The 4,924-nt window shown below is 35.5% G+C and carries 4 protein-coding genes and 2 pseudogenes; 1 reads left to right on the top strand and 5 read right to left on the bottom strand.

The window, feature by feature from the left end; translation table 11 throughout:
• Positions 1–118: 118 nt before the first annotated feature.
• From FTU09_RS13415 to FTU09_RS13425, 3 genes are all read right to left on the bottom strand, one after another.
• On the bottom strand, positions 119–502 hold the full coding sequence (locus FTU09_RS13415; RefSeq protein WP_154320783.1) for a transposase: 384 nt from the start codon (positions 500–502) through the stop codon (positions 119–121).
• A gap of 211 nt (positions 503–713) precedes the next feature.
• On the bottom strand, positions 714–1,844 hold the full coding sequence (locus FTU09_RS13420) for a TIGR00341 family protein (protein WP_004970544.1): 1,131 nt from the start codon (positions 1,842–1,844) through the stop codon (positions 714–716).
• 42 nt (positions 1,845–1,886) lie between these two features.
• Positions 1,887–3,461, bottom strand: a complete 1,575-nt coding sequence (locus tag FTU09_RS13425) for a sensor domain-containing diguanylate cyclase (protein WP_180009250.1) — start codon at positions 3,459–3,461, stop codon at positions 1,887–1,889.
• A 381-nt stretch (positions 3,462–3,842) separates the two neighbouring features.
• Here FTU09_RS13425 and FTU09_RS13430 point away from each other — a divergent pair, with 381 nt between their 5' ends.
• On the top strand, positions 3,843–4,394 hold the full coding sequence (locus tag FTU09_RS13430) for a ricin-type beta-trefoil lectin domain protein (protein WP_019837853.1): 552 nt from the start codon (positions 3,843–3,845) through the stop codon (positions 4,392–4,394).
• A 105-nt stretch (positions 4,395–4,499) separates the two neighbouring features.
• Here FTU09_RS13430 and FTU09_RS13435 read toward each other — a convergent pair.
• Positions 4,500–4,799: pseudogene (locus FTU09_RS13435) on the bottom strand (LysR substrate-binding domain-containing protein); the annotation flags it as partial.
• A gap of 9 nt (positions 4,800–4,808) precedes the next feature.
• A pseudogene (locus tag FTU09_RS13440) lies at positions 4,809–4,924 on the bottom strand (transposase); the annotation flags it as partial.

A 4,924-nucleotide genomic window follows, 5' to 3' on the forward strand; every position in this document is an offset into this window, starting at 1 on the left:
AGGTAGGCGCAATGCGGTTTGATGTAGCCAAAGGCTCTCACCACCTGAGCCATGACAGTATCCATTCCTGCTCGCATATCCATGGGCTGGGTAGAGAGCCAAATTTCATTGATACGGATCATGTTGCAAGTGCCTTGAGTAATTCTGCCAAGACAGGTATTTCTGATGTCTGCCATTTTAGCTGAATATCATTATTCGTATGAGGCACGGTGATACACAACGTGATCCTCTCATCAATAGGTTGGCTGATTTCAGCAGTGTAAGGCAAAGCAATAAATGCTGGATTCACATGAGTAGGATCCTGCACGGCACCCTCATGATGGCTGAAGATCCTGATCCAACGACTGACAAGGTTGGCATTAATACTATGTTGCAGTGCGACCGAAGCGATCGAGGTATTAGGATTTTTACAGGCATTGACAATACTGAGTTTGAATTCTTTGCTGTATGTTCTGCGTTTTTTAGCAACAGGAGGTGTTGCTGAATATATATCCATGTTCATGGATTAAGTCCCCACTTGTTTTTAGGTGGGAACTAAATTAAGGCTTATAGGATCGCTTGGTAAGGCTGTGTTAGCCGGATGCTTACTTAAATATAACCTTTTGAGACTATTAAATTAAATCTGTGTAATATGTAACATTATGAATGCCTATTGAATAATAAGACTCCATCTAAAGTAAGCTGTAAATACCATCAATTTCTTATTGTTGAATCTAAGGTTGTATCAATTGCTCGGCTTCAACTTGCTTAATATCAAAATCAGGACTTTCTTTGGCTTGAATAATTTGCACAGGAATAAAGCGCACTTGAACCACACTTGGTTTTCCACGTGGGTCTTGTGCTAATTTTTGATTCAATGCAGAAATCTGTTGAGGTTTTGGCGCTATATCTCCACGCAAGACTACGCGAATTAAAGTCATCTCTTTACGCCGATCAAACTGCACCGTATCAATCAAATTATTATGTTGATTAAATTGACTTTCAATCAAGCTTTCTACCTGATGTTCATACATCTGTTTATTTAACATCATCATAAAGTTAAAGCTTAAATAGATACCCAGCGCAAAAAGTACTAAAAGACTCACGATATTTCTTTTAATAAATTCAATTACTGTGCTATTTACTTCTTCATCTGAACCGCGTCTAAAACCTGCTGCCCATAACACCAGTGAAGAACTAATTTGAATAGCAACAATATTGGTCAGTGCCAACAGCAGAGCATTTGCTGCATGTTTCCATTCCAGATGCGCAATTAATATGCCACTTGCAACCAGCGGCGGTACCAAAGCAGTCGCAACTGCAACGCCAACAACAGCCACAGACAGACGTGGTGAAACGGCTGCAAATGCCCCTGCTGCACCACCCGCAAGTGCAATCATTAAATCCATAATGGTAGGCTGAGTTCTAGACAGAATTTCATGGGTGATAGGTAAGTTAATATTGATAAGACCTAAAATGATGCCAATACTGACAATCATCGACACACCTAAAACTAAGGTTTTAAATGCTGTTTTAAAAAACAACCATCGATTATCAATAAATGCTAAAGCCATACCTGAAATAGGGCCTAGCATCATCGCAACCAGCATTGCACCAATCACCACTGCGGCTGAATTTGACAATAAACCATAGCCCGCAATAATCGCTGCCAAAGCATTCATTATAAAAAAGGTTTTGCTTGGTAAGGCATCCGCTTGAATGTTCAACCGTACTTGTTTATGATCAATTTTTTTAGAATTTTCGCGCTCCGCCTGTTTGTATTTCAGCTTTTCTTTCAAAAGTTCATATTTTTCTTGTTCAGGACTGTCTTCAACCACTATCGTTGGATCTTGATCTTTTTCCAAAGCATACCTCCGTGTCAGCTAAAGAAGAATCTTTCCAAATCCTCATACGGCCGTAGACTTTGTGCAATTACGCCCATCATGTTTAGCTTCATACAATTTATTATCTGCAAGTTTCAGTACATCAGAAACATCTTCTGCATCTCGAGGCCAAAAAGCGATGCCAACAGAGATGGTGATTTGACCCATCTGATTAATCGTAGTTTCCTGCATGGTTTTTCTAAGCCGCTCTGCAGCTTTATACACCACATTTGCATCTGCAGTCGTCATTAAAACTAGAAATTCTTCACCGCCACTACGACAGCAAACATCCTGTTCCCTAAAATTAGTTAGCATTATTTGCGCGAGCGTTTTAAGTACCACATCACCTTGATCATGCCCATACTGATCATTAATTTGCTTAAAAAAATCTATATCAATGGCTAATACTGCAAATTCGGTACGAGTCTCTAGCAGTTCATTTAAAAATAATTGCATACCACGACGGTTATATAAACCTGTTAATGGGTCCGTATTGACACGATGTTTTAACTCCGCAATCCGATCACTAAAGGTTTCCGAACTCATTAATAATGAGGTTCTAAACTTTAAAACCTCGAAATACCACGGATCAACTTCTTTAATTTTATTTTCAATGTCCGCATGATTGAGCATACTTGCCATACGTGCCAAGCGGTTCAAAGGTGAAGAAATAAAGCTTGAGATATACCAAATCAATAAAAAAATAAAAAAGTAAAAAATGAAGATTCCAATCGATACTTTAAAAATCAGCGTATTAGCTTGTGCAAGTAAATCATCTGTGGGCTGCTGAGAAACTACAATCCAATTTACACTTGGAATATGTGCAAAACCCGCCAAATTATCTATACCTAAACTATTCTTTAAACGAATTGATCCCTTTGTATTCTTATTAATATAATCCAAACCTGTATTATTGATAATTTTTTCACCAATTCGCTTTTTATCTGGATGAAAAATAATACGATTATGTTGATCAATCACATACATATAACTTTTTTTATAATCATACTGAGTATTGAGCATGGTATTAATCAAGTTCTGCTCCTGTAAATAAATCGTACCACTGATTAAGCCTAAATATTGATGTGTTTTATTATAAATAGGTTGTGACATCATGACGATTAAATTATTACTTATAGACCAATAGGGAGATGAAATATAAGTTTTCTTTTTTTCAATAGATCCATCAATACCAATGGTACTATAAGCCTGATTAAAATTAAGTTTTAATGTATTAGGTGCATAAGCTAAAATATGTTTATTCTGCTCTACCAATAAAACACTATTAAAATTATTCGATTGATTTTTTAAGCGTTTTACTTCTTCTTTTCTAACTTGTGTATTATAAAATTTTTTTTCTAATAAACGTGCACTATAATCCAACTCTTGCAGCATATCTGAAAAATGTTGATTGGCACTGGTGGCAATTTTTTCTGCATATTTTTCATTGATCGAAAGTGAATTTTGAATTAATTGTTGTTTAATTACATAATTTAAAATAAAAATACTTACGACAAATAAGCCTGATACACTTAAAATTGTGGAAATTAAAATAAGTTTACGCAGATCCAATCCAAGTCGTAGTAAAAAATGTTTCAACAGTTCCTACCCCAAAAATTCAAAAACTGTGACAATTGCCAACTTTAACACATAATTTTACAACTCAATCACATAATTTTAAAGCAATATAGTTGAATTTTTGATGTTCAATTCAACAAATTGGATAATTCGCTTGTTGCTGACCACAAACTAAATCAGAAATATATCCTCTAAATACAATTTCTACCACACACTTCCTAAGAATGCACCGACTAATAACAAATAAAGACAACTTGAATTTTTTCGTTCTTATTTTTTGCTGAAAACCTTGTCTATTCGATAAATTTTTAGGGTCAATTACTCATAAAATTACAAAAAATAAATATTTATTCCATGCTTTAAATTTATCCTATCCACCTAATAAATAAATTGTTTTCTCTTATGTTTAAGACACTTTTCACTATAAGCAGTTGCTCACTTTTAACAGCATGTATTGTAGTTGACGGAACAGCATCGGGGCAGATTCCCAATATCGTCATTCAACCTCAAATTCCAGCAAGTACACCTGTAGAACGTCCTGCACAACAAACCATTTATATGCCAACACCTATGCCTTATCCTGCACAAACATGGCAACAAAAAGTCAAAATTAAAACCTATGATGGTCGCTGCGTAGATTTTAGTCGCAGTAATCAACGTTCCATTCAGACTTCACATTGTCATGATGGTACCAATCAGCATTTTATTTTCCATCCTGATCAAAGCATTACCGTGCAAGGTAAATGTCTAGATGTAGCAGGAAAACAGAAACATGATGGTGCTGAAGTAATTGCTTATACCTGTAATGGACAAAGTAACCAAAAATGGTATCTCGATGGTCAGCGTATTCGTAGTGCAGATACAGGCAAATGTTTAGATATTTATAATGGAAAAATGAAAATGTATAGCTGCAATCAAAATCGTGGGCAGAAATTTAGTTTTATTGCCTTATAAAAAAGAATCACTAATTCCCTCAGCCTAGCCTGCTCTTTTGAAGATGAGGGAATTAGCGAATGATAATTTAAAAAATTATAAAAATTTTACTTTAAATACGATTAATTAAGGATGCTGACTAAACAAATCAAAAATCACTTTTCTTAACCACTGATGACTGGTTTGGTGATGACAAGACGTATGCCAATATTGTCGTACAGGATAGGTTGGAAAATTCAAAGGCGCACTCACTACTTGTAAATTCCCGCGTGCCAATAACACCTCACTTAAATAATAAGGCACTGTCGCAATCATATCGGTTTCTTGCACAATTAAACCGACCCCTAAATAACTTGGGATACTCATTAGAATATTACGTCTTAAACCACGATTGCTTAATTCATTTTCAATATGGTAGTGACCTATAAGCTGTCATTAAAAAGTAAACATGTATTCTTTTCCGAATTGGTTTGATACTCTCTCCACCCATTGCTCTATTTTATCAGCTGTCATGACTTGAAAATCTCGCCAATAATATTTCATCTGCTTCC

The organism is Acinetobacter sp. YH12058, from assembly GCF_013419805.1.
Classification (GTDB): Bacteria; Pseudomonadota; Gammaproteobacteria; order Pseudomonadales; family Moraxellaceae; genus Acinetobacter; species Acinetobacter towneri.